The following is a 26,327-nucleotide window of genomic DNA, read 5'->3' as shown; positions in this document are numbered from 1 at the left end:
GTCAGGGGCGGCCCGGCACCAGCGGGGAGCGCGAGGTGGCGGCCCAGTGGTAAAGGGCCATGCCGACGCTGGTGGCGAGGTTGTAGCTGGACACCTGCGGGCGCATCGGCAGCGCCACCAGGGCGGTGGCACGCGCCCGCAGCTCGTCGGACACCCCGTGCCGCTCCGAGCCGAAGACGACCAGCGCGTCGTCCGGCAGCGCGGCGGCGCGGATGTCCTCGCCTTCCGGGTCGAGTACGTGCAGCGGGCCCGGCGGCAGCTCGTCCGGGCCGGTACGGGCCACCGCGGTCGCGTAGTGCAGCCCGGCGCCGGCGCGTACGGCGTTGGGGTGCCAGGGGTCCAGGTCCCCGGTGGTGACCACGCCGGTCACGCCGAAACCGGCGGCGAGCCGGACGACGGCGCCGACGTTGCCGAGGTTGCGGGGGCGGTCGAGGACGACCACGGGGGCGCGCCGGGGCAGCGCGGTGAGCGCCGCCGTGCGGCGCGCGGGGTCGGGAGCGGCGGCGAGGGCGGCCACCGCGGTGGGATGGACCCTGGCGACCAGGCCGCGCAGCTCGGCGGCCGGGATCTCGGTCACGCACGCCGCGAGGGCGGCCGTCAGATCGGGCGCGAGGTCGGCGGCGAGCCGGAGCACGGCCTCCTTGTCGCTGCTGACGGCGACATGGACGGCAGCGCCGAAGCGCAGCGCGTGCTTGAGGGCGTGGAAGCCGTCGAGCAGCACCGCGTCCGCGGCGTGCTCGTGCCAGCGGATCACGGCGGACCGCACCCCGGGCAGCCGGAATGCGGCCTGCTCGTCGCTCATGGCGCCAGCCTACGGCCGGACGCGGAAACGTCCGGCCGTCCCCGGGGCCGCGGACCGGGCACAGCCCTGCCGGACGGCCCCGGCCCCGGCCCCGGTCAGATCAGGTCTGAGCAGGTCTGAGCAGGTCAGGTCAGATCGGTCACCGGCTCGGCGGCCGGAGTGCCGTCCGCGGGGACACCGTCGTCGGCCTGCCTGCGGCCCGGGATCGCGACCGCCTCGCGCGGCGCGGGGGAAAGGCGCAGCAGCCGGGCCACGTGCTGGCCGAGCCAGCGCAGGAAGTTGGTGGGCAGGAAGACGGAGTCGGCGGCGATCATCGCGAGCGAGAAGATGGGCAGCCCGAGCACGATCGCGATCGACGCGTGCTCCAGCATCATCGCCCCCAGCAGCGCGTTCTTCACCTTGCGGTTGAAGAGGGTGAAGGGGAAGGCGACCTGCACGATGACGGTGCCGTAGGTGATCAGCATGACCATCAGCGAATTGCCCGCCAGGGCGTGCGAGAGCGAGGGCCACGGGGTGAAGTCGTCCAGGTGGAGCGGGTAGTAGAGCGCGGTGCCGTCCTCCCACCGGCTGCCCTGGATCTTGTACCAGCCGGCCGTGGAGTAGATCAGGCAGACCTCCACGACGATCACCAGCATGGCGCCGTTGTGGATGACGTTGGCCATGATGTCGAGCACCGAGCGCGGCTCGCCGGGCGCGTAGCGGCGTACCGCCCACCACAGCGCCTGGGCCAGCAGCCCCGCCCACAGGGCCACCTTCCACTCGGTGGAGAGCTTGCCCATCGACGTGGCGAGGACCAGGCCGGCGGCCAGCAGCACCCACAGGCCGACGCCCACCGGGTCGCTCCCGGTGCGCGCCGGCACCAGGTCGGCGGCCGTCTCCGGCTCCGTCCCGGCCTGCACCCCGGCCTTGGCCGCGGCCCGGTCGGCGAGCCTGCGGTCGACCGACCAGACCTGGCCGCAGCGGGTGAAGACCAGGTAGATGGCCATGAGGTGGACGACGTTGTCCCCACCGTCGCCCATGAAGACGCTGCGGTTCTGCAGCGACAGCACGCCGATCATGAAGAGCACCGACGCGGTCCTGGTGCGCCAGCCGACCAGCAGCATGGCGCTGCTGACGATTGCCACCGCGTAGACCAGCTCGAACCAGCCGCGGCTGTCGCTCCACATCAGCGCGGTGAAGGCGTGGTTGCCGGCGATCAGCCGCTTGGCGAGGTCGAAGCTCCACGGGCTGTCTGGTCCGTAGAGCTCCGCGCGGTGCGGGAATTCGCGCAGCAGGAAGAGCAGCCAGGTCAGCGCGAAGCCGATCCGGACGATCGCGACCTGGTAGGGGCCGAGGGCGGAACCGGTGACCTTGGCCAGGCCCTGTGCGATACCGCGGTCGACGGCGGCACCGAGCCCGGCGAAGGGCGAGGGCACCGGGCCGTCGTCCTTGGCGGGGCCGTCGGCCGCGGCGTGGCTGCCGCCGGCCGCGGCGTGGCTGCCGCCGGCGCCGGAGGCGTCGTCGGCCACGGGTCCGGCGGGGGTGCGGGGGTCGCTCACGAGGCCTTCTCCTGCCCGGCAGGGGCCGCGGGGAGGACCCACCACGGCAGCTCACGGTAAGTGGTCGTGCTCTGGGGAGCCTGGCCGGTCCAGCCCGGCTTGGCGACCGGGGTCACCGCCGCCCGGGCCTGGATGCGGACGACGGTCCCGCCGTTGAGATGCGGGCCGAGGCGCTCGGCGATGATGTTGCGCAGGTAGGTGTCGCTCAGATCGCTGCCGTTGCCCGAGGTCGGCTGGTTCTGGTCGTTGTGGGTGTCGGTGTAGTAGCCCCACGCGCGGCGCAGCTCGTTCTGGTCCGAGTGGCTGGGGATCGGGTTGTGCCGCATGGCCGCCACGTCCTGAGCCGTCAGGTCCACCCATCCGGTGGTTTCGGTGCTGCCGTCCGGCTTGCGGACCTCCGCCCTGGCCTGCACATGATTGTTCTGCTGGACCGGGTCGGGCGCGAAGAGCTTCCAGTTCTGCTCGAACTCGGGATAGATGTAGTCGCTCACCGCCGCGGCGTGCTGGGTGTTGAGCGTGTTCGACGGCGAGACGTGCAGGAACACCATGCCGAGGTGGAAGAGCGCTCCCACGGCGACGACGCCGACGGTCACCGCCACCGTTATTCGTGCGGGCAGCGACAACGTCGCCACCTGGGGCGTCGACCCCTCCGCTGACTGCATCGTCTCTCCGCTCTCGTGTCGTCGCACCAGGCGCGCTCATTTTGCCGGGCAGCACGCTACCCATCCCGGGGTCCGGCGGTGACCTTACCGAGTTATCCACAGGTGACGGAATGCCTTGACACCCCCACTACCGGCCACCGACCATGGAATGGACCGAACGAACGGTCGGTCGACGGGCAGACAGGGCAGGGCATCCGCGCGAAGGAGGCGTCCGTATGACGACCACGGCAACGGCGACGGGCACGGCGGCCACCGCGCAGGCGGCCACCGCGGAGGACATCGGCACGCTCACGGCTGCCTTCGACGCGGCGGTGGCCGACGAGGTCAGGATCGAGCCGCGGGACTGGATGCCGGACGCCTACCGGGAGACCCTGGTCCGCCAGATGGCGCAGCACGCCCATTCGGAAATCATCGGCATGCAGCCCGAGGCCAACTGGATCACCCGCGCGCCCTCGCTCCGGCGCAAGGCGATACTGATGGCCAAGGTCCAGGACGAGGCGGGCCACGGCCTCTATCTCTACAGCGCCACCGAGACCCTGGGCGTCAGCCGCGACGACCTGCTGGACAAGCTGCACGCCGGCCGCCAGCGCTATTCCTCGATCTTCAACTACCCCACGCTCACCTGGGCGGACGTCGGGGCCATCGGCTGGCTGGTGGACGGCGCCGCGATCACCAACCAGGTGCCGCTGTGCCGCTGCTCCTACGGCCCGTACGCCCGGGCGATGGTGCGCATCTGCAAGGAGGAGTCCTTCCACCAGCGGCAGGGGTACGAGCTGCTCCTCGCCCTCAGCCGCGGCACCCCCGAGCAACACGCCATGGCGCAGGACGCGGTGGACCGCTGGTGGTGGCCCTCGCTGATGATGTTCGGCCCGCCCGACGACGAGTCGGCGCACTCCGCCCAGTCGACGGCCTGGCGGATCAAGCGCCATTCCAACGACGAGCTGCGGCGCCGCTTCGTGGACATATGCGTCCCGCAGGCGGAGATCCTCGGCCTGACGCTCCCCGACCCCGACTTGCGGTGGAACGAGGAGCGCGGCGGCTACGACCACGGGCCGATCGACTGGACGGAGTTCCGCGAGGTGCTCCGGGGCAACGGGCCGTGCAACCGCGAGCGGCTGGAGCGCCGCCGGTCGGCCCACGAGAAGGGCGCCTGGGTCAGGGAGGCGGCGGCCGCTTACGCCGCCAAACACAGCCCTCGGCGGGAGAAGCACCGGCCGGAGCGGCCGGAAGAGCGGCACGAACGGCAGGAGGAGAGCGCATGAGCGGGCAGCAGCAGCCGGGCAGCGAGTGGCCGCTGTGGGAGGTCTTCGTCCGCAGTCGCCGCGGGCTCAGCCACACCCACGCGGGCAGCCTGCACGCCCCGGACGCCGAGATGGCCCTGCGAAACGCGCGGGATCTCTACACCCGGCGGGCGGAGGGAGTGTCGATCTGGGTGGTGCCGTCCACCGCGGTCACCGCCTCCTCCCCCGACGAGAAGGACGCGTTCTTCGAACCGGCCGCCGACAAGCCGTACCGCCATCCGACGTTCTACGCGATCCCCGAGGGGGTGAAGCACCTGTGACCGCGCCCGCCGCCACCGCGACCGCCGCCCTCGCGCTGGGCGACGACGCCCTCGTCCTGGCCCAGCGGCTGGGGGAGTGGGCCGGGAACGCCCCGGTGCTGGAGGAGGACGTCGCCCTCACCAACATCGCCCTCGACCTCCTCGGCCAGGCCCGCACCCTGCTCTCCCTGGTCGGGGACGAGGACGAGCTGGCCTTCCGCCGCGAGGCCCACCAGTTCCGCAACGTCCAGCTGGTGGAGCGGCCCAACGGCGACTTCGCCGACACGATCGCCCGCCAGCTCTGCTTCTCGGTCTACCAGGAACTGCTGTACGGGGCGCTCGCCGGCGGCGGCAGCGAGCTGGCGCCGCTGGCCGCCAAGGCGGTCAGGGAGGTCGCCTACCACCGCGACCACGCCGAGCAGTGGACGCTGCGGCTCGGCGACGGGACGGAGGAGAGCCACCGCAGGATGCAGCGCGCCCTGGAGGAGCTGTGGCCCTGCACCGGGGAGCTGTTCGACCCGCTGGAGGGCCTCGCGGTGGAGCTGCCCGCGCTGCGCGGGGCCTGGCTGGAGCGGATCGGAGCGGTCCTCGCCCGGGCCACCCTCGCCCTGCCGCAGGGCAGCGACCGTACGGCGTGGTCGGCCGGCGGCGGCCGCCAGGGCGTGCACACCGAGGCCTTCGGGCGGCTGCTGGCCGAGATGCAGTATCTGCACCGCGCCCACCCGGGGGCGACATGGTGAGCGACAGCCCGCTGGAGCGGGAGTTGCTGCGGCTGGTCGGCGAGGTCCCGGACCCGGAGCTGCCGGTGGTGTCGCTGGCCGACCTGGGAGTGCTGCGCGGCGTGGAGGTCACCGGCCCGGGCCGGGTGGAGGTCGAGCTGACCCCGACATGGACCGGCTGCCCGGCGCTGGACACGATGGCGGCCGACATCACCCGGGTGCTCACCGAGCACGGCATGTCCGACGTGGAGGTCCGCACGGTGCTGGCGCCGGCCTGGACGACCGACGCGATCAGCGCCGAGGGCCGCCGCAAGCTCGCCGAGCACGGTGTCGCGCCGCCGCGGCCGGGAGCCGCTCCGGGCGCCGCGGCGGGCGATCGGGGCGCGCCGGTCGCCGTGGACCTGGCCGTGCGCTGCCCGCACTGCGGCTCCACCGAGACGGTCCTGCTGAGCCGCTTCTCGTCCACGGCGTGCAAGGCGCTGCGCCGCTGCGAGTCGTGCGGCGAGCCGTTCGACCACTTCAAGGAGGTGTGAATGTTCCATCCGCTGCGGGTGGCCGACGTCAGCCCGCTCACCGACGACTCGGTGACCCTCACGTTCGAGGTCCCCGAGGAACTGCGCGGGGCGTACCGCTACGCGCCCGGCCAGCACATCGCGATCCGCCGCAGGGTGGGCGGCGCGGAGATCCGCCGCACGTACTCGCTGTGCGACCCGGTGGCCGCGGCCGTCGGCCCGGGACCACGGCGGCTGCGGGTGGGGGTGCGGCTGGTGGAGACGGGCGAGTTCTCGACGTACGCCCTCAAGGAGCTGGCGCCCGGCGACGTGCTGGACGTCATGACGCCCGCGGGCAGGTTCGTGCTGGAGCCGCGGCCCGGCCGCTTCGCCGCGGTCGTCGGCGGCAGCGGCATCACCCCGGTGCTGTCGCAGGCCGCGACGCTTCTGTCACGGGAGCCGCAGGCGCGGTTCTGCCTGGTCCGCAGCGACCGTTCGGCGGCCTCGACGATGTTCCTGGACGAGGTGGCCGAGCTGAAGGACCGCTGGCCCGACCGCTTCCAGCTGGTCTCCGCGCTCTCCCGGGAGGAGCAGCAGACGGGGCTGCCGTCCGGGCGGCTGGACGCCGGGCGGCTGGAGGCGCTGCTACCCGCGCTGCTGCCGGTCGCGGCGGTGGACGGCTGGTATCTGTGCGGTCCGCTGGGCCTCGTCGGCGCGGCCGAGCGGGCGCTGCGGAAGCTCGGCGTGCCGCGGTCGCGGGTCCACCAGGAGATCTTCCATGTGGACGAGCCGCCCGCGCCCGGCCCCGCCGCGGCAGCGATACCCGGCGGCAGTACGGTCCGGGCGACGCTCGACGGCCGGGCGGGCAGCTGGCGCTCGCAGGCCGGCGAGACGGTGCTGGAGACGGTGCTGCGCAACCGGCCGGACGCACCCTTCGCCTGCAAGGGCGGGGTGTGCGGGACGTGCCGGAGCCGGCTGGTGTCGGGCGAGGTGCGGATGGACCGCAACTTCGCCCTGGAGCCCGAGGAGACCGAGGCCGGTTACGTGCTGGCCTGCCAGTCGCACCCGCTCACACCCGAGGTCGAGGTCGACTTCGACGCCTGACCGTCCGGCGGACCTTGGCAGGGCCCGTCGGCGGACCGGCAGAGCTGGAGACCGTCGGAGCGTCAGACCACGAAGCCCGCGGCGCCGTCGCCGGAGACGACCGGGCGGCCCGCGGCCTCCCAGTCGAGCATGCCGCCGCTGACGTTCACCGCGTCCCGGCCCTGGGCGATCAGGTACTGCGTGACCTGCGCGGAGCGGCCGCCGACCCGGCAGACCACATGGAGCGGGGCGCCGACCGGCACCTCGTCGATCCGGGCGACGACCTCGCCCATGGGGATGTGGACGGCGCCTTCGGCATGGCCGGCCGCCCACTCGTCGTCCTCACGGACGTCGAGCAGGACGGCGTCGGCCGGTACGGCGGCGGCGTCCACCGAGGGCAGCTGGGAACGGAACATCGGGCTCGGCCTCCTGGGGCGCGGGAGAGCGCGGTGACGCGTGGGCAAGGACTCCCGCAAAGCTACCTCAGCCGTCGGCCGGGTCCCGGACGAGTTCGGCAAGCCTGGCCTCGCGCTGGGCGACCTGGCCGAGGAGCTGCTCGGCGATCTCGTTGAGCAGCGCGTCCGGGTCGTCGGGGGCGAGCCGCATCATCTGGCCGATGGCACTCTCGTCCAGCTCGGCGGCCATCGCCGACAGCATCTCCTTGCGCTCGGCCAGCCACTCCAGCCGGGCGTAGAGCACCTCCGCCTCGCCGGGCAGGTCCGCGAGCGGTACGGGCCCGGCCTCCCACTCGGCGGCCAGGGCCTGGAGCGCGTCCTCGTCGGCATAGGCGTAGGCCTCGTTGACGCGGGCGATGAAGGCGCTGCGCCGCTCCTTCTCCTCCTCGTCGTCCTGCGCGAGGTCGGGGTGGGCCTTGCGGACCAGCTCGCGGTAGAGCCGCTGGGCCTCCTTGCCGGGCCGGACCCGGCGCGGCGGGTTGGGGTCCTCCACCGGGCGCACCCCGTCCGACCCGAGCAGCCCGCCGAACAGCTCCTCCACGCCGGGCATGGGCATGACGAGGGCACGGGCCTCCCACGCCCGCTCGATGTCCGCGCGGTCCCCGCTGTGGGCCGCGACCGCCTCCGCGATCAGCGCGTCCAGCTCGTCGAGGCGCGCGTACATCGGGCCGAGCCGCTGGTGGTGCAGCCGCGAGAAGTTCTCCACCTCGACCCGGAAGGTCTCCACGGCGATCTCGAACTCGATCAGTGCCTGCTCGGCCGCGCGCACCGCCTTCGCCAGCCGCTCCTGCCCTGCTGACGCGGGCGCGGCACCGGGCACGGCGGCAGGGCCGGCCGCGGCGGCGGACTCGGTTCCGAAGGTGTTCGTCACCCGGACAGCCTAGGCCCTGTCCCGGTGGACGCGCCGAACGCGCCGGGCGGGCGCGGGGCGGCGGCGCTGCGCCGGCGCGGGGCGGCGGCGCTGCGCCCCCGCTCCGGTGCCTGTGCCGGGCGGAGCGGGCTCAGCCCTCCGTCTCCGCCGCCAGCCGCCCGCTGCGGACCGCCGCCAGCAGGTCGGCGTGGTCGGCCTCGGTCCGGTCGGCGTAGGCCACCGCGAAGGCCGCCACGGCGTCGTCCAGCTCCTCGCTCTTGCCGCAGTAGCCGGCCACCGCGCGCGGGTCCGCGCTGTGCGCGTGCGCCCTGGCCAGCAGCGCGCCGGTCACCCGCGCGTAGTCGTCCAGCAGGCCCGGCGGCAGGGTCGCGGGGTCCACGCTGCCCTTCCGGTTCCTGAACTGCCGCACCTGGTACGGCACACCGGCCACGTCGGTCCAGCCGAGCAGGAGGTCGCTGACGACCTGCATCCGCTTCTGGCCGAGCACGATCCGGCGCCCCTCGTGCCCCACGGGCTCCGGGGCGAAGCCGGCCTTCGCGAGGTGCGGCAGCAGCGCCGAGGCGCGGGCCTCCTTGACCTGGAGCACCAGCGGCTCCCCCAGGTGGTCCAGCAGCAGCACCACGTACGACCTGGTCCCCACGCTGCCGGTGCCGACCACCCGGAAGGCGACGTCGTGCACGGCGTAGCGCGCGAGCAGCGGCAGCCGTTCCTCGCCGACCGTGCGCAGGTAGCCGTCCAGCGCGCCCGCGACAGCCGCGGCCTCGGCGTCCGGTATCCGCCGCAGCACCGGCGGGGCGTCGGTGAAGCGCCGCGCGCCCCCTTCCAGCGCCTCGGTGGAGCGCGCCGCGAACTTCGCGCTGGTGTTGCGCCGGGCCTTGGCGGAGACCTGCTCCAGCGTCCCGGCCAGGTCGTGGGCTCCGGCGTGCGCGACCAGCCGCTCGTCGGCGATGGCGTTCCACGCCTCGTGCACCGGGAGCTTGGCCAGCAGCCGCATCGTCCGGCGGTAGGCGCCCACCGCGTCGTACGCCGCCGCCCGGCAGACGTCCTCGGCCGCGCCCGCCTCCCGCCCGGCCAGCACCAGCGATACCGCCAGCCGCAGCACGTCCCACTCCCAGGGGCCGCGCGCGGTCTCGTCGAAGTCGTTGATGTCCATCACCAGGCCGCCGCGGGCGTCGCCGTAGAGGCCGAAGTTCGCCGCGTGCGCGTCGCCGCAGATCTGGGCGGCGAGACCGGTCACCGGGCGGTCGGCGAGATCGGCGGCCATGAGCCCCGCGGAGCCGCGCAGGAAAGCGAACGGGCTCGCGGCCATGCGCCCGACGCGCAGCGGCACCAGGTCGGGTATCCGCCCGGCGTTGGACTCCTCGACGGCGGCGACGGCCGCGCTCACCGCGCCGCCCGCGCCCCGTACCGCGCCCGCGCCGCCCTCGGCACCGCGCTCCCGCCACGTCCACACCTCCGGCCGCCCGAAGACGGCCCGCGGTACGTCCTCGCGCAGCGCCTTGCCCTGCTGTCTCGCCGACCGCTCGTGCGGCCAGCGCTCGAACCCCGCCACGTGCGGCACCCGTGCGTGCATCGACAACTCCCCCCAGCCGTCCGCGTCAGCGGACATCACGTGATGTAACCCACTGCGGGGGGCAATCCGGCTATTCGGTCGCCCCCGTCGCCCGATCCGTGCTTGCCTTGAGTCCAGAGGACCCTACTCAGCGGCGAACCGCAGGTGCACGACGTTGGAAGACATCAACCGGCATCCCGCAGCCACCGATGCAGATGATCACACGGAACGTCCCACACCCCAAGACCAGCACGACGGTCAGGCACGCCCCGCCCCGCCGGCGCCGGAGGTCCCGCGGCCCGCCGGTCAACGGTTAGCCGGAGCGCGCCCCGCGGCGAACGGCACGCCGCCGCTCCCGGCTGCCGGCGCCGCGCCGGGACGGAGCGCCGCCGAGCCGTTCGGCAGCGGTCCCGAGGACGCGCCGGGCGGCCTGCCGGGCATGACCGCGCTGCTCCGCCTCGCCGTGCTGTGCGTCGACCCGGACGGCCGGATCTCGTACTGGAACCGCGGCGCGGAGGAGCTGTTCGGCCACCGCTGGGAGCACGTCTTCGGCCATCACGCCTCGGGCCTGCTCACCCCCACCCGCACCGCCGCAGGAGCGCTGCACACCACGTCGGGCACCACGCGCCAGGACACCCTCGACGTCCTCGACGACCTCACCACCTCCGCCTGGTCCGGCGCGCTGGCCGCCGCCGACCGGGACGGCACCGTCAAGGACGTGCTGTGGTGGACGTACCGCATCACCGAACCCGGCGGACGCAGCCTGCTCGCCATCGCCACGCACGGCAGGCCGCTGCGGACGGGCTCGCTGCGGATCGCGGTGGGCGGCCGGCTGCTGCCCTACGTCGCGGAAGGCCCGCAGCGTCAGGACATCGCCGTCGCCGCCGTCCTGTCCCCCGCGCCCGACCCCGCGCAGGGCCATGCGCTGACGGCCCGGCTCGCGACCGTACTGCCCGGCGTCGGCCCCGGCCGGCTGGACCGCATCGTCCGGCAGATCGCCCCGCTCGGGCACCCCGCGATCGAGATCGAGGGCAGCGTCCGGCTGCCGGTCACCCCGCAGGACTACGCCCAGGTCGCCGCGGCCGCCCGCGCCGACCGCTCGGCCCGCCGCGAGCTGCTGCCCGGCCCCCGCCCGGACCGGACCGCCACTCCCGGCTCCACCACTCCCCGACACTTTTCGACTACCCACAGTGGTGACCGTTCAAGCGCGTCAGCCCTCACCGCCGTCCCTCCGCCCGCCTCCGGCCATCCCCTTCCGTACTCCCCCGGCTTCCCCGCCCCGGGAACCCCGGGAGACACGGGAGACACGGCGCCGCACCCGGCCGCCGCCCCGCCCTCGCCCGCTGGCCCGGACCGGCCCGCGCGTTCCGGGCGCCCCGCGGGACCTGTCGCGCCACCGCCCGGGGACGGCCCCGCCGGCCGGGCGGCACGGCGCGGCAATTCGCCCGGCAGCGCGCTCGACGAACAGCTGTCGCTGCTGCGCGAGACCGGCTCCGTCGTCGGCTCCACCCTGGACCTCCAGCTGACCGCGCGCGAGCTGTGCTCGGTCACCGTCCCCCGCTTCGCGGACCTGGCCAGCGTGCTCGTCGTCGACCAGCTCTTCTCCGACACCGAACCGCTCAAGGACGACCGCGCGGCCGACAGCGTCGTGGTCCGCCGGATCGCCCTGGCCCACCAGCCCGAGCCCGCCGTGACCTGGCCCGCCTGGGAGTCGGCGCTTCCGGAGGGCGAGCTGCTGACGCTGCCCGCGCAGGACGCGATGCCGCGGCTCGGCGACCCGGTCCTCGTACCCGTCGTCGACCCCTCGCTCGCCGCGGACATCGCCGCCGACCTGGGCGTCGCGGCGCTCGGCGGTCTGCTGGCGGGCCACTCGCTGATCCTCGCGCCGCTCACCGCCCGCGGTACGGTCCTGGGCCGGATGTGCTTCGTCCGCGGCCCGGGACGCCGCCCCTTCGACGCTCGGGATGCCGCCACCGCCGCCGAGGTCGCCGCCCGTGGGGCCGTGCATCTCGACAACGCCCGGCTCCACCGGCTGGAGTCGCGCGCGGCCGCGACGCTCCAGCGCTCGATGATGCCGACCAGGCCGCCCCGGATCCCCGGCGTGCGCATCGCGCACCACTACATGCCCGGCGACCGGCAGGCCCAGGTCGGCGGCGACTGGTTCGACGCGATCCAGCTGCCGGGCGGCCGGGTCGCGCTGATCGTCGGCGACGTGATGGGCCACGGGCTCCAGGCGGCGGCCGTGATGGGCCAGTTCCGTACCGCGGTGATCACCATGGCCGCCCTCGACCTGCCGCCCGCCCAGCTGCTGCGGCATCTGGACAACCTGGCCCACCGCCTGGGCACCGACCACCTCGCGACCTGCGTCTACGCCGTCTACGACCCGATCAACCGCACCCTCACGCTCGCCAACGCCGGGCACATCCCACCGGTTCTGGCCGGTCACGACGGGCGCAGCGAGCTGCTGACGATCCCTGGCGGCGCGCCGATCGGGGTGGGCGGGGTTCCGTTCGAGACGGTGGAGATCCCGGTGCCGGACGGCAGCTGGCTGGTGCTGTGCACCGACGGCCTGGTGGAAGTGCGCGGCCAGGGCATAGACGCCGGACTCGCCGCGCTGTGCGCGCATGTGATCGAGCCCCAGCAGACGCCCGAGGACGTCTGCGCGCAGATCCTGCAGCGGGTGCACTCCGAGGACCGGCGCGACGACGTGGCGCTGCTGGTCGCCAGGTTCGAGGGCATCCCGCCGCGCGACGTGGTGCAGTGGCGGCTGCGGGTGGACGAGTCCGACGTCGCGCGGGCCCGCGACCTGACCCGGCGGCAGCTCGACTGCTGGGGCCTGCAGCGGCTGAGTGAGACGACCGAACTGCTGGTCAGCGAGCTGGTCACCAACGCGATCCGGGCGGCGTCCTACGAGGTGGAGCTGCGGCTGATGCGGGTCGGCAAGCTGCTGGTGGAGGTCAGTGACGACAACCACAACCTGCCGCAGCTGCAGCGCGCCGAGGCGGACGACGTCGAGGGGCGCGGGCTGGCGCTGGTGTCGCACATGTCGACGCGCTGGGGGACGAGCCGCAAGGCGGTCGGCAAGGTCGTGTGGTTCGAACTTCCACTACCCAGCTGATATTGTTGCACTCTACAACGCTTCGCGCCGGCAGGCGGTCACCTGACCCCGGCGGGACGGCCGGCGCGAGTGCCGGTGTGAGGAGTCGCAGCCATGAACGCCCGGGAGTCGTCGTCGTCCCTGGACATCGTCCAGCGCGAGCTGACCGCGTTCGCCCGCCGCGCGCGGGCCACCGCGGCGCGCATGCACCCCGAGCTCTCGCTCGTGTCGTACACGATCCTGGCGCATCTGGAGGAGCAGCAGGGCTGCCGGGCCACCGACCTGGCCACCCACTACATGCTGGACAAGTCCACGGTCAGCCGGCAGGTCGCCGCGCTGGAGAAGCTGGGCTTCATCGAGCGCCGGGTGGACGAGAAGGACCACCGGGTTCAGGTGCTGCACCTGGCGCCCGGCGGGAAGGAGATCCTCGCCTCCGCCCGCCGCAGCCGCCAGGAGTCCATCCAGGCGCGGCTGGCCGCATGGGACCCGGAGGACCTGGAGCGCTTCGCCCGCTACCTCGTCCGCTACAACGCGGACGCCGCGGCGGCACAGCCGTGAGCCCCGTCCGCCACCCGTGGGGGGGCGGCGGACGGGGCTGTCACGCCTGCGACCGGCGTACGCCGGGGATTCGCGCGTACGCCAGAGGCGACCGCGAACGTCAGAGGCGACCGCGTACGTCAGAGGTTGACGCCGAAGTCCTGCGCGATGCCGCGCAGGCCGGAGGCGTACCCCTGGCCGACGGCGCGGAACTTCCACTCCGGCCCGTTGCGGTACAGCTCGCCGAAGACCATCGCCGTCTCGGTCGAGGCGTCCTCGGTCAGGTCGTAGCGGGCGATCTCGGCGCCTCCGGCCTGGTTGACGACCCGGATGAACGCGTTGCGCACCTGGCCGAAGCTCTGCTGCCGGGTCTCACCGTCGTAGATCGAGACCGGGAAGACGATCTTGTCGACCTCGGCGGGCACGCCGGCCAGGTTGACGTTGATGGTCTCGTCGTCGCCCTCGCCCTCACCGGTGAGGTTGTCACCGGTGTGCTCGACCGAGCCGTCGGGGCTCTTGAGGTTGTTGAAGAAGACGAAGTGCTTGTCCGAGACGACCTTGCCCGCGGCGTCGAGCAGCAGTGCGCTCGCGTCGAGGTCGAAGTCCGTGCCGGTGGTCGTGCGGACGTCCCAGCCCAGGCCGACGGCGACCGCCGTGAGTCCGGGGGCCTCCTTCGTCAGTGAGACATTGCCGCCCTTGGAAAGGCTGACACCCATGGTGGATCTCCCTGCTCAATCCGGCGCGGGCCGCGCCACTTGACGATTTCTTTGCCCAATGGCTCCAACGCACACCACCCTGCCCCGGTTCCCGGCGGGCTGCCACCGTAGGCGCCCGGCCGCTCCGGCTCGGCGTGCCCGGCGGCGGCGCGGGCCGCTCCACCCGCCGCCCCGAGCGCGTCCGGGGCCACCTCCGCCCGATCCTGACGGCAGCACGAAAAACCCCCGCTCCGGAAGGAATCCGGAGCGGGGGTCATGAGATCCCGGTCACACTTGCACACCGAGTGCTCACATATTGTGCGCGAGGGGGGAGTTGAACCCCCACGCCCTTTCGGGCACTGGAACCTGAATCCAGCGCGTCTGCCTATTCCGCCACCCGCGCATGGGTGCTGTCGTTCGATTCTCACACATCCGGTGGACTGTTCGGTCCGGTGGCGGTGAGCGCCTTCCGACATGCAGAAGATTAGCACGGGGGCAGGGGTGGAATCACATCCGTTTGGCCTGGGCCGGACGGGGTGGGGGCGGTGGCCGAAGCGGTGGCGGAAAGGGTGGCGGGAACGGAGCGACGGGTTGCGGGAGTCGGCACGGGGGTACCCGGTCGTGCGGGAGACTGGGGACACTTGGCACGGAGCCGGATCTACCATCGCTGTGGAGCGGGTGCGTGCAGGTGGAAGGCGACCGGAGGCAGCTGAAGGGGGACAAGGGGAACGGCGGGGAAGCGTGGGCGTGTGAGGGTTGACACTGCCCTGTGCAGGGCGTTCGGGGAACCGCAGGTTTTTCCCGCGCGTGGATACGATCAGTAAGCAGTATCGGATTCGACTCGGAGGAAGGCCCGAGGAGGGAGGTGCCCCGTGGGAGTGCTGAAGCGCTTTGAGCAGCGCCTGGAAGGACTGGTGAACGGCACCTTCGCCAAGGTGTTCAAGAGCGAGGTGCAGCCCGTCGAGATCGCGGGTGCGCTCCAGCGCGAGTGCGACAACAACGCCACGATCTGGAACCGCGACCGCACGGTCGTGCCCAACGACTTCATCGTGGAGCTGAGCGGCACCGACTTCGAGCGGCTGAGCCCGTACGCGATCCAGCTGGGCGACGAGCTGGCCGGCATGGTCCGCGACTACGCCAAGCAGCAGCGCTACACGTTCATGGGACCCATCAAGGTCCACCTGGAGCGGGCAGCCGATCTGGACACCGGGCTCTACCGGGTGCGCAGCCGCACCCTGGCCTCCAGCGAATCCCAGCACCCCCAGCACCCTCAGCAGCTCCCGCCGGAGCGGCAGCAGCCGCGGCCGGCTGCGTACCAGGCAGCACCGCAGGCGCCGCAGGGGTATCCGCCGCAGCACGCGCCCTACCCGCCCGCCGGCGGACCGCCGGCCCTCCCCGCCGCCGGACCGCGCCCCGCGGCACCGCCCCCCATGCCCGCCGCGCCGCCGCCCGGTGGCGGCGCCCGGCCGGTCACCCGGCTCCCGGGCACGGGTGTCCCGGCCGGCGCCCCCGGCGCGTCCATGCGGCGCTGGATCGAGATCAACGGAACGCGGCACCAGATCACCAGGCAGTCGCTGGTGCTGGGCCGTTCCACCGAGGCCGACGTGCGGGTGGACGACCCGGGCGTATCACGCAAACACTGCGAGATCAGGGTCGGCATGCCGTCACTCGTGCAGGACCTCGGGTCGACAAACGGCATTGTGGTGGACGGGCAGCACACCCAGCGCGCTACGCTCCGCGACGGCTCCCGCATCGTCGTGGGGAGCACGACCATCGTCTACCGGCAAGCCGAAGGGTGAAGCGGGGCCAATGTCAGAGCTGACCCTGACGGTCATGCGGCTGGGTTTCCTCGCCGTGCTGTGGCTGTTCGTGATCGTCGCGGTGCAGGTCATCCGCAGTGACCTCTTCGGGACCCGGGTGACCCAGCGCGCGGGGCGCCGTGACGCCGGGACGCGCCCGCCGCAGCAGCGCCAGCAGGCCGCGCCGCAGGCGCAGCAGCCGCCGCAGAGCCCGCGCCAGCGGCGCGGCGCCCCCACCAAGCTGGTGGTGTCCGAGGGGTCGCTCGCCGGAACGACGGTGGCGCTGCAGGGCCAGACGATCACGCTCGGCCGGGCGCACGATTCGACGATCGTCCTCGACGACGACTACGCGTCCAGCCGGCATGCCAGGATCTACCCGGATCGCGACGGCCAGTGGATCGTGGAGGACCTCGGGTCCACGAACGGCACCTATCTCGACCGGAATCGGCTCACCACGCCGACCCCGGTCCCGCTGGGTGCACCGATCCGCATCGGCAAGACCGTCATCGAGCTGCGGAAGTAGTCGCACAATGAGCGAGCGGAGCCACGACGCGCGAGCGAGAGGGTGGGCAGCGTGCGGATGTACCCGGAGCCGACGGGGGAGGTACGCATGTCTCTGAGCCTGCGTTTCGCCGCCGGTTCGCACAAGGGCATGATCCGCGAGGGGAACGAGGACTCCGGCTATGCCGGTCCCCGTCTGCTCGCGATCGCCGACGGCATGGGCGGACAGGCCGCCGGGGAGGTCGCCTCCTCCGAGGTGATCTCCACCATTGTCTCGCTCGACGACGACATTCCCGGTTCCGACATCCTGACGTCGCTCGGTTCCGCGGTGCAGCGCGCCAACGACCAGCTGCTGCAGATGGTCCAGGAGGACCCGCAGCTGGAGGGCATGGGCACCACGCTCACCGCCCTGCTGTGGACCGGCCAGCGGCTCGGCCTGGTCCACGTCGGCGACTCCCGCGCGTATCTGCTGCGCGACGGCGTCCTGACCCAGATCACCCAGGACCACACCTGGGTGCAGCGGCTGGTGGACGAGGGACGGATCACCGAGGAGGAGGCCACCACCCATCCGCAGCGCTCGCTGCTGATGCGTGCGCTGGGCAGCGGCGAGCGGGTCGAACCCGACCTGTCCATCCGCGAGGTGCGGGTCGGCGACCGCTATCTGATCTGCTCCGACGGCCTGTCCGGCGTCGTGAGCCACCAGACCCTCGAGGACACCCTGGCCGGCTACCAGGCACCGCACGAGACGGTCCAGGAGCTGATCCAGCTCGCGCTGCGCGGCGGCGGCCCCGACAACATCACCTGCATCGTCGCCGACGTCCTGGACACCGACGACGGCGACACCCTGTCCGGCCAGCTCAACGACACCCCCGTGGTGGTCGGCGCGGTCGCCGACACCCAGCTGCCGCTCAGCGACGCCCGCCACCTGCAGACCCCGGCCGGCCGCGCCGCGGAGCTGGGCCGCGCCCCGCAGCAGGCGGGCCCGGCCGGCGCGTTCGGCCCGCCCGGCAGCGGCGGGCCGGTCCCCGGCGCCCCGCTCGGCACGTTCGGCGAGCACGAGGACGCCGAGCCGGACAAGCCCCGCAAGAGGTCGTGGGTCAAGCGCACGGTGATCGGCACGGCCGTCCTCGCCGTGGTCGCCGGCGGCGGCCTCTACGGCTTCTACACCTGGGCGCAGACGCAGTACTACGTCGGTACCAAGGGCGACCACGTCGCCGTCTACCAGGGCATCGACCAGAAGCTGGTCTGGGTCAGCATGTCGAAGCTCCACAAGGAGCACCCCGAGATCAAGCTCGCCTACCTGCCGGACTACCTGCGCAGCCAGGTCACCGACACCATCGCGATGAGCAGCCTGAGCCAGGCCGAGAGCAAGGCGAAGGAGCTCGGCGACCAGGCGAAGGTCTGCGAGAAGGCCGAGCGGATCAAGGCGCAGAACACCGCCGGGACGCCGGGAGCGGACACCGGAACCGGGGACAAGGCGTCGGACAAGGACGACCAGGCCGCGAGCCCGCTCGACAAGGCGAAGACCGCCCTGCCCACCAGCACCGGTGCCGCCGGCGCGGCCGGCCCCGAGGTGGGCAAGCCGACGAGCACCCCGACCCCCGGCAAGAACAGCCCCGACGCGTCGGGTCCCGACAAGGCCGACACCGGCAAGGCCACGACCCCGCCCACGACCGAGACCCTGTCGCCGGAAGAGCAGGCGAAGGCCCGGAACTGCCCGTCGGGGCAGTCGTAAGTCCAGGAGGGCTCGGCTCGTCATGAGCGCCAGCAACACCACCACCATCACGTCGATCGGCGCTCCCAACCGCCGCAACACCGAGCTGGCCCTGCTCCTGTTCGCCGTCCTCATCCCGGTCTTCGCCTACGCGAACGTCGGGCTGGCCATGAACGGTTCGGTCCCGGCGGGCCTGCTCGGCTACGGCGTGGGCCTCGGTCTGCTCGCCGGGGTGGCCCATCTGCTGGTGCGCAAGTTCGCGCCGTACTCCGACCCGCTGATGCTGCCGATCGCGACGCTGCTCAACGGCCTCGGCCTGGTGCTGATCTGGCGGCTCGACCAGGAGCCCAGCCTCGGCGCCCCGATGGCGTCCAAGCAGCTGATGTGGTCGACGTTCGGCGTGGCGCTCTTCATCGCGGTGCTGGTCTTCCTCAAGGACCACCGCATCCTGCAGCGCTACACCTACATCTCCATGGCGCTGGCGCTGTTCCTGCTGGTCCTGCCGGTGTTCTTCCCGCCCGTCTACGGCGCCCGGATCTGGGTGACGCTGCCCGGCATCGGCTCGCTGCAGCCCGGCGAGTTCGCCAAGATCGTCATCACCATCTTCTTCGCCGGCTACCTCATGGTGAAGCGCGACGCGCTGGCGCTGGCCAGCCGCCGGGTGATGGGCCTGTACCTGCCGCGCGGGCGCGACCTCGGCCCGATCCTGGTGATCTGGGCCGTGAGCCTGCTCATCCTGATCTTCGAGACCGACCTCGGCACCTCGCTGCTCTTCTTCGGCCTCTTCGTGATCATGCTGTACGTGGCCACCGAGCGCACCAGCTGGATCGTCTTCGGCCTGCTGCTCAGCTCGGCCGGCGCGGTCGCGGTCGCCTCGACCGAGCCGCACGTGAAGATCCGCGTCCAGGACTGGCTGCACCCGCTCGCGCTGGCCCCCAACGGCGGCGTGACCGAGACCGCCCAGGCCCGCTACGCCTTCGGCGCCGGCGGGCTGTTCGGCTCCGGGCTCGGCCAGGGCTACTCCCGGCTGATCCACGGCATCGCGCCCAAGAGCGACTACATCCTCGCCACCGTCGGCGAGGAGATGGGCCTCGCCGGTGTGATGGCCGTGCTGCTGCTCTACGGGCTGCTGATCGAGCGCGGCGTCCGCACCGCGCTGGCCGCCCGCGACCCGTTCGGCAAGCTGCTGGCCATCGGCCTGTCCGGCGCATTCGCGCTGCAGGTCTTCGTGGTGGCGGGCGGTGTGACCGGGCTCATCCCGCTCACCGGTATGACGATGCCCTTCATGGCGCAGGGAGGTTCCTCGGTGATCGCCAACTGGGCCCTGGTGGCGATCCTGCTGCGGATCAGCGACACCGCACGCCGGCCCGCCCCGACCCCCGCCGGATCCCCCGACGCCGAAGCGACCCAGGTGGTGAAGAGCCAGTGAACAAGCCACTGCGACGGGTTGCGATCTTCTGCGGCCTGCTCGTCCTCGCCCTGCTGCTGCGGGTGAACTACGTGCAGTTCGTCCAGGCCGACCAGCTCAACAACGACAAGAACAACCGGCGGGTGGCGATCAACCAGTTCGCCCAGCCGCGCGGCGACATCATCGTCGACGGCAAGGCGGTCACCGGCCACGCCGAGACCACCGGCAGCGACTTCAAGTACAAGCGCACCTACACCAACGGCAAGATGTGGGCGCCGGTGACCGGCTACGCCTCGCAGGTCTACGGGACGACCATGCTGGAGGGCGTCGAGGACAGCTTCCTCACCGGCGACGACGACCGGCTGTTCTTCAACCGCACCATCGACCTGCTCACCGGCAAGCAGCGGCAGGGCGGCAACGTGGTGACGACGCTCAACGCCAAGGCGCAGAAGGCCGCGTACAACGGGCTCGGCGACAAGAAGGGCGCGGTCGTCGCGCTCGACCCGCGCACCGGCGCGATCCTGGCGATGGCGAGCACCCCGTCGTACGACCCCTCGACGATCGCCGGCAGCAACGACGGCGACGCATGGGCGGCGCTCGACAAGAAGAACAACCCCGACGACCCCACGCAGAACCGCGCGCTGCGCATCACCTACCCGCCGGGCTCGACGTTCAAGCTGGTCACCGCCGCCGCCGCGCTGGAGAACGGCCAGGTCACCGACATCGACGCCAAGACCGACTCGCCCGACCCGTACACGCCCGAGGGCACCACCACGCAGTTGAAGAACGAGGGCGGCATCAAGTGCAAGGACGCCACCCTGCGCGACGCGCTGCGGCAGTCCTGCAACACGGTCTTCGGCAAGCTCGGCACCAAGGTCGGCCTGAAGGACATGGTGGCGGAGGCCGAGAAGTTCGGCTTCAACAAGGAGCAGTTCGTCCCGGTGCGCGCCAACGCGAGCAACTTCGACACCAAGATGAGCACCGACCACGTCGCCCAGTCCTCCATCGGCCAGTTCGACACGGCCGCGACGCCGCTCCAGATGGCCATGGTCGCCTCGGCCATCGCCAACAACGGCGTCCTGATGCAGCCGTACGAGGTGGACAAGCTGGAGGCGCCCAACACCAGCACCGTCTCGCAGACCACCCCGAAGCAGCTGAGCACCCCGCTCTCGCCGAAGAACGCCCAGGCGCTCCAGTCGATGATGGAGACCGTCGTCACCTCCGGCACCGGCAAGAACGCGAAGATCCCCGGGGTGCGGGTCGGCGGCAAGACCGGCACCGCGCAGCACGGCGTCAACAACGACAAGGCCCCCTATGCGTGGTTCGTCTCCTACGCCATGACCGACCACGGCTCGCCGGTGGCGGTCGCGGTCGTCGTCGAGGACGGCGCCGCCAACCGCGACGACATCACGGGCGGCGGCCTCGCGGCACCCATCGCCAAGAGCGTCATGGAGGCGGTGCTGGGCAAGTGAGACCAACGTCACGCACGGTGTCGCCGCTGTTCACATACCGGTCAGGTATCGGCGGAGGGCGAGGGCGCGGATCCGCGGGAAATGCCCGGTACCGTAGCTCCGTGCAGCGCAGGGCAGGGATTAACGGATTCAGGTCGTGAACGTCAAGATACGGGTTTGAGGAGAGGGCAGAGCTATGGAAGAGCCGCGTCGCCTCGGCGGCCGGTACGAGCTGGGCTCGGTGCTCGGCCGCGGTGGCATGGCGGAGGTGTACCTCGCGCATGACACCCGTCTCGGCCGTACCGTGGCGGTGAAGACGCTGCGGGCGGACCTCGCCCGCGACCCGTCGTTCCAGGCCCGGTTCCGCCGGGAGGCCCAGTCGGCCGCCTCGCTCAACCACCCCTCGATCGTCGCCGTGTACGACACCGGCGAGGACTACGTCGACGGCGTCTCGATCCCGTACATCGTGATGGAGTACGTCGACGGCTCGACCCTGCGCGAGCTGCTCCACTCAGGGCGCAAGCTGCTGCCGGAGCGGGCGCTGGAGATGACCGTCGGCATCCTCCAGGCACTGGAGTACAGCCACCGCGCGGGCATCGTCCACCGGGACATCAAGCCGGCCAACGTGATGCTGACCCGTACGGGCCAGGTCAAGGTCATGGACTTCGGCATCGCCCGTGCGATGGGCGACTCCGGCATGACCATGACGCAGACCGCGGCGGTCATCGGCACCGCGCAGTACCTGTCGCCGGAGCAGGCCAAGGGCGAGCAGGTCGACGCCCGCTCGGACCTCTACTCGACCGGCTGCCTGCTCTACGAGCTGCTGACCGTGCGGCCGCCCTTCGTGGGCGACTCCCCGGTGGCGGTGGCCTACCAGCACGTCCGCGAGGACCCGCAGCCGCCGTCGGTCTTCGACCCCGAGGTCACCCCGGCGATGGACGCGATCGTCCTCAAGGCGCTGACCAAGGACCCCGACTACCGCTACCAGAGCGCCGACGAGATGCGCGCCGACGTCGAGAGCGCGCTCGACGGCCAGCCGGTCGCCGCGGCCGTCGCGATGGGCGCGGCCGGCTACGGCTACCCGCCGTCGTACGCGGACGGCGCCGCCACCACCGCCCTGCCGCAGCAGGCCGACCCGCGCACCTCGATGCTGCCGCCGTCCCGTGACGACGACGGCGGCTACGGCTACGACGAGCGCCCCGACCGGCGCCGGCAGAAGAAGAGCGGCGGCAGCGCGTCCACCGTCCTGCTGGTGCTGGCCGGTGTCCTGGTGCTGGTCGGTGCGATCTTCCTGGGCAAGGCGCTCTTCGGCGGCGGCGGCGCGGGCAGCGACGCGAAGGTGCCCAACTTCGTCGGCAAGACCCTGGACGAGGCGACGACGACAGGCAGCAACGTCGAGCTGAAGGTCGTCGCGGGCACTCCGGCCTTCTGCGACGCCGTCGACAAGGACCTGATCTGCTCGCAGACCCCGGCGGCCGACAGCCCGGTCCCGTCCGACAAGACGGTCACCGTCGTCCTGTCGAAGGGCGTGGCGCCCAAGGAGGTGCCGGATGTCGTCAACGACAAGTTCGAGGACGCGCAGACCCAGCTGACGAGCCAGGGGTTCCAGGTCAAGCGGGTGGACCAGGAGTCCACCACGGTTGACGAGGACACCGTCATCAGCCAGGACCCCAAGGCGGGCAGCAAGCAGCCCAAGGACACGATCATCACGCTGAAGGTCGCGGTCAAGCCGGCGGAGAAGGACATCCCGGATCTCGCCGGCTACACCGAGACCGGCGCGAAGAAGCAGCTCCAGAACATGGGCTTCACCAACATCCACAGCCAGAGCCAGCCCTCGAACGACCCGCAGTATCCGAGCGGCACGGTCATGGGCACCAACCCGCAGGCGGGCTCCTCGGCGAAGCTGGACGACTCGATCACCCTGCTCGTCTCCTCCGGCGCGCCGCAGCAGACGCAGGACCCGACGCAGCCGGCAGTCATGCCGGACGTCACCAACCACCGGCTGGGTGAGGTCAAGCAGCAGCTGCAGGCGATGGGTGTGAACGTCCAGGTCATCGGCGGCGGTCCGCAGGGCGACAACGCCCGGGTGGTCAACAGCACCACGCCGCAGGGCACACCGCTCCAGCCGGGCCAGACGGTCCAGGTCATGACGATGGGCGGCGGCGGAGGCGGCTGATCCCGCGGGGCCCGGGGCGGACCCGGGCCCCCCGCGCAACCAGGGGCGCCGCCGTCCGGACTACCTCAGTTCGGGCGGCGGCGTCCTTTGCGCGTCGACCTTCTGGGTGCGGACCAGCTCGCCCCACACGATGTAGCGGTAGCGCGAGGTGTAGACCGGGGTGCAGGTCGTGAGGGTGATGTAGCGGCCCGGCTTGGTGCGGCCGGATTCCTTCGGGACCTGGGCGGTCACCGCGACGTTGTACTTCGACGTCTGGTCGAGGATCTTGTAGACCTTGTAGACGTACCAGGTGTCCTTGGTCTCGAAGACGATCGCGTCGCCCTTGTCGATCTTGTTGATGTTGTGGAACTTCGCGCCGTGGCCGTCGCGGTGTGCGGCGAGCGTGAAGTTGCCGGTCTTGTCCCAGGGCATGGCCGCCGGGGTCGGCTTGGTGTAGTAGCCGGCGACGCCCTCGTTGAGCACCTTGGTCGAGGTGCCCTTCTTGACGAGCACCTCGTAGTTCTTGCCCATCGCGGGGACGTGCAGGAAACCTATGCCGTCGCCGGTGTCCAGGCCGCGCGGAGGCGCTCCGGGCGGCGCCTGGGACCACTGCCGGCGGACCTTGTCGGCCTCCTTGGCCTCGTGCCGGTCGGCCAGCACGTTCGTCCACCACAGGGAGTAGACGACGAAGAGGGCCAGGACCAGCCCCGTCGTAATGAGCAGCTCGCCGACGACGCTCACGACGGAGGCGAGGAGACTCCTGCCGCCCGGGGTGCCGCCCTGGCCGCCGTCGCTCTCCGGAGCGCCGGGGTCGCCCGTCTCGCTGGTCGTGGTGGTCGTCACGCTGTTCAGCTCTCCGTCCGATGGCACTGCGGCACTGCGGCACTGCGGCGCTGCCGGCGAGGGGCGGGCCCCGCGGAACCGTCAGTCGCCGGCGACAAGCGCGTCCGGCTTGCCCTTGCTGCGCGGACGCTCCTCGATCAGTTTGCCCCACACGATCAGCCGGTTGGTGCTGGTGAATTCCGGGGTGCAGGTGGTGAGGGTGAGGTAGCGGCCGGGCGCGGTGAAGCCCGATCCGTCCGGGATCGGCTTGAGCACGCTGATGTTGGACGGCGGGGTGCTGGCCAGCGAGCTGGTGATCACATAGGTGTAGTACTCGTTCTCCGTCTCGACCACCACCTTGTCGCCGGCCGTGAGGTGGTTGATGTAGCGGAAGGGCTCGCCGTGGGTGTTGCGGTGCGCGGCGACGGCGAAGTTGCCGGTCTTGTCCCAGGGCATCGCGGTGTTCAGGGAGCCGTCGTAGTGGCCGATCATGCCCTTGTCGAGCACGTTGTGCTTGGAGACGCCCTGGGCGATGGGCGCCTTGACGTCCAGCTTGGGGATGTACATGATCGCGAAGCCCTGGCCGGGCGAGAAGGTGCCGGGCAGCCGGTTGGGATCCGCGGACTCGTTGTCCCACTTCTGCTGGAGGTTGTTCGCGGCGCCGGCGGCCTCGCGATGGGCGCGGACGTTGGTCCACCACAACTGGTAGGTGACGAAGAGCAGCATCAGCACGCCGGCGGTGATGAACAGCTCGCCCACGACCCGGCTGGCGATGACCGCGGGGCTGTCCTTGGCGGCCTTCGCCGCCCGCCTGGCCTCCACCCGGCTCAGCGGTGCGGTGGGGGCCGCGCTCTGCGCCTGTGCGGCCTGCCCGGCGCCGTTCTGGCCGCCGCCGCCGCGGGCCCGGTGCCCGCCGCCGCCCTGCCGTGCGGCCTTGCGCCGCGCCGCCCGCCCGCCGTCCGCCGGGGACGGTGCGGCGACGGAGGCCGCCGCCGTGGCCGCCGCGGCGGCTTCCGGCACCGAGACGGGCAGCACCGCCGTGTGCCCGCCGCCGTCCGCGGGCCCGCCGTCCGGCACATCCGCGGCCGGCTCGTCGTACGGTACGGGCCCGGCCGGCTCGTCGTACGGCGCCGGGGCGGCAGGCACCGGGTACGGTACGGCGGCGGGCGCCGGAGCCTCCTCGTACGGTACGGGCCCGGGGGGCGGCGGCTCGTACGGGAGGGCGGCGGGGGCTGGAGCGGCCTCCACGGGCTGCGCGGGGCTGGCCCACGGGGCGGCGGGGGCTGGAGCTGCCTCCACGGGCTGTCCGGGGCTGACCCATGGGGAGGCGGACGCGGGCCCGGCGAAGGCCTGCGGCGCGGGGGCGTACAGCTGCTCCGGCCCGGGACCCTGCTCCGCGTAGACCTCCGGGACGTCCCGCGGGCGCCGGCCGCCCGGGGCCTCCTGCTGCTCCTCCGGGACCGCCGCGGGGCGGCCGGGCAGCGGGTCGTTCAGCGGATCGTCGAGCTGCTCCACGACAGCTCTGAACTGCCCGGTGCTCTCGTACGACATCGGGCCGTCGTCGGCGGGGCGCTCCGGGCGGAGCGTGGTCACGCCCCCGCCCTCCCGACAACGGGCGCGAGCCCCTCCGAGCGGTCCCTCGCGCCCTCGTCACCGCATTCGGCGAGCCAGTTCGCGAGCATCCGGTGCCCCCATTCGGTGAGCACCGACTCGGGGTGGAACTGCACGCCCTCCACGGCGGCCTCCCGGTGTCTGAGCCCCATGATGATCCCGCTGTCCGTCCACGCGGTGACCTGCAGCTGGTCCGGGAGGGTCGGGCCCTCGACCGCGAGCGAGTGGTAGCGCGTGGCGGTGAAGGGCGACGGCAGTCCGGCGAACACGCCGGCCCCCTCGTGCGTCACCAGCGACGTCTTGCCGTGCAGGAGCTCGGGGGCCCGGTTGACGACGCCGCCGTAGGCGACCGCGATGGACTGCACACCGAGGCAGACGCCGAAGACCGGCACCCCGGTCTCCGCGCAGTGCCGCACCATGTCGACGCACACCCCGGCCTCCTCGGGGGTGCCGGGGCCGGGGGAGAGCAGCACTCCGTCGAAGCCGTCCTGCGCGTGGTCGGGCCGCACCTCGTCGTTGCGCAGCACCTCGCACTCGGCGCCGAGCTGGTAGAGGTACTGGACCAGGTTGAAGACGAAGCTGTCGTAGTTGTCGACCACGAGGATGCGTGTGCTCATCGGACGGCGGCCATCCCGTTGTCGACGGTGACGTCATTGAAGGGCAGCAGCGGCTCCGCCCAGGGGAAGACGTACTGGAAGAGGAGGTAGACGACCGCCAGCACCAGCACCAGGCAGGTCAGCGCCCTTATCCACACGTTGCCCGGCAGATTCCGCCAGATCCAGCCGTACATGCGGTCCCTTCCTTCCGGCTCCCCGGAACAGAGT

24 protein-coding genes and 1 tRNA gene are annotated in these 26,327 nt (G+C 72.3%); 13 read left to right on the top strand and 12 right to left on the bottom strand.

What is annotated here, in order from left to right; genetic code table 11:
- Position 1: 1 nt before the first annotated feature.
- From IH54_RS0103500 to IH54_RS0103490, 3 genes are all read right to left on the bottom strand, one after another.
- Complete coding sequence (locus IH54_RS0103500; protein WP_031512770.1) at positions 2-802, bottom strand: TrmH family RNA methyltransferase; 801 nt, start codon at positions 800-802, stop codon at positions 2-4.
- A 125-nt stretch (positions 803-927) separates the two neighbouring features.
- A complete protein-coding gene (locus tag IH54_RS0103495; protein WP_420711703.1) occupies positions 928-2,340 on the bottom strand; it encodes an HTTM domain-containing protein in 1,413 nt (470 codons plus the stop codon).
- Positions 2,337-3,002: a DUF5819 family protein gene (locus IH54_RS0103490; protein ID WP_031512768.1), complete on the bottom strand. Its 666-nt coding sequence runs from the start codon at positions 3,000-3,002 to the stop codon at positions 2,337-2,339. The genes IH54_RS0103495 and IH54_RS0103490 overlap by 4 nt, the downstream gene beginning before the upstream one ends.
- A 215-nt stretch (positions 3,003-3,217) precedes the next feature.
- On the opposite strand from IH54_RS0103490, the gene paaA reads away from it, so the two are divergent.
- From paaA to IH54_RS0103465, 5 genes are read left to right on the top strand one after another with little or no spacing between them, the layout of a single operon-like run.
- The gene (paaA, locus tag IH54_RS0103485; RefSeq protein ID WP_031512767.1) at positions 3,218-4,264 is read left to right on the top strand and encodes a 1,2-phenylacetyl-CoA epoxidase subunit PaaA; all 1,047 of its coding nucleotides are present in this window, start codon (positions 3,218-3,220) and stop codon (positions 4,262-4,264) included.
- Positions 4,261-4,563 (top strand): 1,2-phenylacetyl-CoA epoxidase subunit PaaB, encoded by a 303-nt coding sequence (paaB, locus tag IH54_RS0103480; RefSeq protein WP_031512766.1) that lies wholly within the window; start codon positions 4,261-4,263, stop codon positions 4,561-4,563. The genes paaA and paaB overlap by 4 nt, the downstream gene beginning before the upstream one ends.
- A complete protein-coding gene (gene paaC / locus IH54_RS0103475; RefSeq protein ID WP_031512765.1) occupies positions 4,560-5,282 on the top strand; it encodes a 1,2-phenylacetyl-CoA epoxidase subunit PaaC in 723 nt (240 codons plus the stop codon). Before paaB ends, paaC begins: the two co-directional genes overlap by 4 nt.
- Complete coding sequence (gene paaD, locus IH54_RS0103470; protein WP_031512764.1) at positions 5,276-5,794, top strand: 1,2-phenylacetyl-CoA epoxidase subunit PaaD; 519 nt, start codon at positions 5,276-5,278, stop codon at positions 5,792-5,794. The genes paaC and paaD overlap by 7 nt, the downstream gene beginning before the upstream one ends.
- A complete protein-coding gene (locus tag IH54_RS0103465) occupies positions 5,795-6,856 on the top strand; it encodes a 2Fe-2S iron-sulfur cluster-binding protein (RefSeq protein WP_031512763.1) in 1,062 nt (353 codons plus the stop codon). It abuts the gene before it with no gap.
- Positions 6,857-6,918: 62 nt separating this feature from the next.
- Here IH54_RS0103465 and IH54_RS0103460 read toward each other — a convergent pair whose 3' ends face one another.
- The 3 genes from IH54_RS0103460 to IH54_RS0103450 all read right to left on the bottom strand — a co-directional run bounded on the left by IH54_RS0103460 (position 6,919) and on the right by IH54_RS0103450 (position 9,770).
- Positions 6,919-7,251: a rhodanese-like domain-containing protein gene (locus IH54_RS0103460; RefSeq protein WP_031512762.1), complete on the bottom strand. Its 333-nt coding sequence runs from the start codon at positions 7,249-7,251 to the stop codon at positions 6,919-6,921.
- A 67-nt stretch (positions 7,252-7,318) separates the two neighbouring features.
- Complete coding sequence (locus tag IH54_RS0103455) at positions 7,319-8,161, bottom strand: hypothetical protein (protein WP_031512761.1); 843 nt, start codon at positions 8,159-8,161, stop codon at positions 7,319-7,321.
- A 130-nt stretch (positions 8,162-8,291) separates the two neighbouring features.
- Positions 8,292-9,770 carry a DUF2252 domain-containing protein gene (locus IH54_RS0103450; protein ID WP_031512760.1) on the bottom strand — a complete coding sequence of 493 codons (1,479 nt, stop codon included), beginning with the start codon at positions 9,768-9,770 and terminating at the stop codon, positions 8,292-8,294.
- A gap of 382 nt (positions 9,771-10,152) precedes the next feature.
- On the opposite strand from IH54_RS0103450, the gene IH54_RS0103445 reads away from it, so the two are divergent.
- Positions 10,153-12,831: a SpoIIE family protein phosphatase gene (locus IH54_RS0103445; RefSeq protein ID WP_052397014.1), complete on the top strand. Its 2,679-nt coding sequence runs from the start codon at positions 10,153-10,155 to the stop codon at positions 12,829-12,831.
- A gap of 93 nt (positions 12,832-12,924) precedes the next feature.
- Positions 12,925-13,368: a MarR family winged helix-turn-helix transcriptional regulator gene (locus IH54_RS0103440; protein WP_031512757.1), complete on the top strand. Its 444-nt coding sequence runs from the start codon at positions 12,925-12,927 to the stop codon at positions 13,366-13,368.
- A gap of 119 nt (positions 13,369-13,487) precedes the next feature.
- On the opposite strand, the gene IH54_RS0103435 is transcribed toward IH54_RS0103440, so the two are convergent.
- Positions 13,488-14,063 (bottom strand): TerD family protein, encoded by a 576-nt coding sequence (locus IH54_RS0103435; protein ID WP_031512755.1) that lies wholly within the window; start codon positions 14,061-14,063, stop codon positions 13,488-13,490.
- A 298-nt stretch (positions 14,064-14,361) separates the two neighbouring features.
- Positions 14,362-14,445 (bottom strand) — tRNA-Leu (locus IH54_RS0103430).
- Between the two features lie 469 nt (positions 14,446-14,914).
- Here IH54_RS0103430 and IH54_RS0103425 point away from each other — a divergent pair.
- The 6 genes from IH54_RS0103425 to pknB all read left to right on the top strand — a co-directional run bounded on the left by IH54_RS0103425 (position 14,915) and on the right by pknB (position 23,091).
- Positions 14,915-15,841 carry an FhaA domain-containing protein gene (locus tag IH54_RS0103425; protein ID WP_031512754.1) on the top strand — a complete coding sequence of 309 codons (927 nt, stop codon included), beginning with the start codon at positions 14,915-14,917 and terminating at the stop codon, positions 15,839-15,841.
- A 10-nt stretch (positions 15,842-15,851) separates the two neighbouring features.
- Complete coding sequence (locus IH54_RS0103420) at positions 15,852-16,364, top strand: FHA domain-containing protein FhaB/FipA (protein ID WP_031512753.1); 513 nt, start codon at positions 15,852-15,854, stop codon at positions 16,362-16,364.
- 87 nt (positions 16,365-16,451) lie between these two features.
- Positions 16,452-18,077: a Stp1/IreP family PP2C-type Ser/Thr phosphatase gene (locus tag IH54_RS39270; RefSeq protein WP_234343330.1), complete on the top strand. Its 1,626-nt coding sequence runs from the start codon at positions 16,452-16,454 to the stop codon at positions 18,075-18,077.
- A 22-nt stretch (positions 18,078-18,099) separates the two neighbouring features.
- A complete protein-coding gene (locus IH54_RS0103410; protein ID WP_031512749.1) occupies positions 18,100-19,485 on the top strand; it encodes an FtsW/RodA/SpoVE family cell cycle protein in 1,386 nt (461 codons plus the stop codon).
- Entirely contained in the window at positions 19,482-20,936 is a 1,455-nt protein-coding gene (locus IH54_RS0103405) for a peptidoglycan D,D-transpeptidase FtsI family protein (RefSeq protein ID WP_031512748.1), read from the top strand. Before IH54_RS0103410 ends, IH54_RS0103405 begins: the two co-directional genes overlap by 4 nt.
- 175 nt (positions 20,937-21,111) lie before the next feature.
- On the top strand, positions 21,112-23,091 hold the full coding sequence (gene pknB / locus IH54_RS0103400) for a Stk1 family PASTA domain-containing Ser/Thr kinase (protein WP_031512747.1): 1,980 nt from the start codon (positions 21,112-21,114) through the stop codon (positions 23,089-23,091).
- 60 nt (positions 23,092-23,151) lie between these two features.
- Here pknB and IH54_RS0103395 read toward each other — a convergent pair whose 3' ends face one another.
- The 4 genes from IH54_RS0103395 to IH54_RS46040 form a co-directional block, all read right to left on the bottom strand.
- Positions 23,152-23,913, bottom strand: coding sequence for a class E sortase (locus tag IH54_RS0103395; RefSeq protein ID WP_107060082.1), 762 nt, complete (start codon positions 23,911-23,913; stop codon positions 23,152-23,154).
- An 81-nt stretch (positions 23,914-23,994) separates the two neighbouring features.
- The gene (locus IH54_RS0103390) at positions 23,995-25,485 is read right to left on the bottom strand and encodes a class E sortase (protein ID WP_031512743.1); all 1,491 of its coding nucleotides are present in this window, start codon (positions 25,483-25,485) and stop codon (positions 23,995-23,997) included.
- Positions 25,482-26,120 (bottom strand): aminodeoxychorismate/anthranilate synthase component II, encoded by a 639-nt coding sequence (locus tag IH54_RS0103385; RefSeq protein WP_031512742.1) that lies wholly within the window; start codon positions 26,118-26,120, stop codon positions 25,482-25,484. The genes IH54_RS0103390 and IH54_RS0103385 overlap by 4 nt, the downstream gene beginning before the upstream one ends.
- Positions 26,117-26,293, bottom strand: a complete 177-nt coding sequence (locus IH54_RS46040; RefSeq protein WP_031512741.1) for a hypothetical protein — start codon at positions 26,291-26,293, stop codon at positions 26,117-26,119. Before IH54_RS46040 ends, IH54_RS0103385 begins: the two co-directional genes overlap by 4 nt.
- Between the last annotated feature and the right edge of the window lie 34 nt (positions 26,294-26,327).

Origin of the sequence: Streptomyces sp. NRRL F-5123 (genome assembly GCF_000721495.1) — a bacterium.
Classification (GTDB): domain Bacteria; phylum Actinomycetota; class Actinomycetes; order Streptomycetales; family Streptomycetaceae; genus Actinacidiphila.
The sequence above is the reverse complement of the archived record's forward strand: the minus strand, read 5'-3'. Positions and strand labels throughout refer to the sequence as shown.

Coding starts and splice junctions, on each gene's coding strand:
- IH54_RS0103500 (WP_031512770.1), bottom strand. CDS start 802: ATGAGCGACGAGCAGGCCGCATTCCGGCTGCCCGGGGTGCGGTCCGCC.
- IH54_RS0103490 (WP_031512768.1), bottom strand. CDS start 3,002: ATGCAGTCAGCGGAGGGGTCGACGCCCCAGGTGGCGACGTTGTCGCTG.
- paaA (WP_031512767.1), top strand. CDS start 3,218: ATGACGACCACGGCAACGGCGACGGGCACGGCGGCCACCGCGCAGGCG.
- paaB (WP_031512766.1), top strand. CDS start 4,261: ATGAGCGGGCAGCAGCAGCCGGGCAGCGAGTGGCCGCTGTGGGAGGTC.
- paaD (WP_031512764.1), top strand. CDS start 5,276: ATGGTGAGCGACAGCCCGCTGGAGCGGGAGTTGCTGCGGCTGGTCGGC.
- IH54_RS0103465 (WP_031512763.1), top strand. CDS start 5,795: ATGTTCCATCCGCTGCGGGTGGCCGACGTCAGCCCGCTCACCGACGAC.
- IH54_RS0103460 (WP_031512762.1), bottom strand. CDS start 7,251: ATGTTCCGTTCCCAGCTGCCCTCGGTGGACGCCGCCGCCGTACCGGCC.
- IH54_RS0103450 (WP_031512760.1), bottom strand. CDS start 9,770: ATGTCCGCTGACGCGGACGGCTGGGGGGAGTTGTCGATGCACGCACGG.
- IH54_RS0103445 (WP_052397014.1), top strand. CDS start 10,153: ATGACCGCGCTGCTCCGCCTCGCCGTGCTGTGCGTCGACCCGGACGGC.
- IH54_RS0103440 (WP_031512757.1), top strand. CDS start 12,925: ATGAACGCCCGGGAGTCGTCGTCGTCCCTGGACATCGTCCAGCGCGAG.
- IH54_RS0103435 (WP_031512755.1), bottom strand. CDS start 14,063: ATGGGTGTCAGCCTTTCCAAGGGCGGCAATGTCTCACTGACGAAGGAG.
- IH54_RS0103420 (WP_031512753.1), top strand. CDS start 15,852: ATGTCAGAGCTGACCCTGACGGTCATGCGGCTGGGTTTCCTCGCCGTG.
- IH54_RS39270 (WP_234343330.1), top strand. CDS start 16,452: ATGTCTCTGAGCCTGCGTTTCGCCGCCGGTTCGCACAAGGGCATGATC.
- IH54_RS0103410 (WP_031512749.1), top strand. CDS start 18,100: ATGAGCGCCAGCAACACCACCACCATCACGTCGATCGGCGCTCCCAAC.
- pknB (WP_031512747.1), top strand. CDS start 21,112: ATGGAAGAGCCGCGTCGCCTCGGCGGCCGGTACGAGCTGGGCTCGGTG.
- IH54_RS0103385 (WP_031512742.1), bottom strand. CDS start 26,120: ATGAGCACACGCATCCTCGTGGTCGACAACTACGACAGCTTCGTCTTC.
- IH54_RS46040 (WP_031512741.1), bottom strand. CDS start 26,293: ATGTACGGCTGGATCTGGCGGAATCTGCCGGGCAACGTGTGGATAAGG.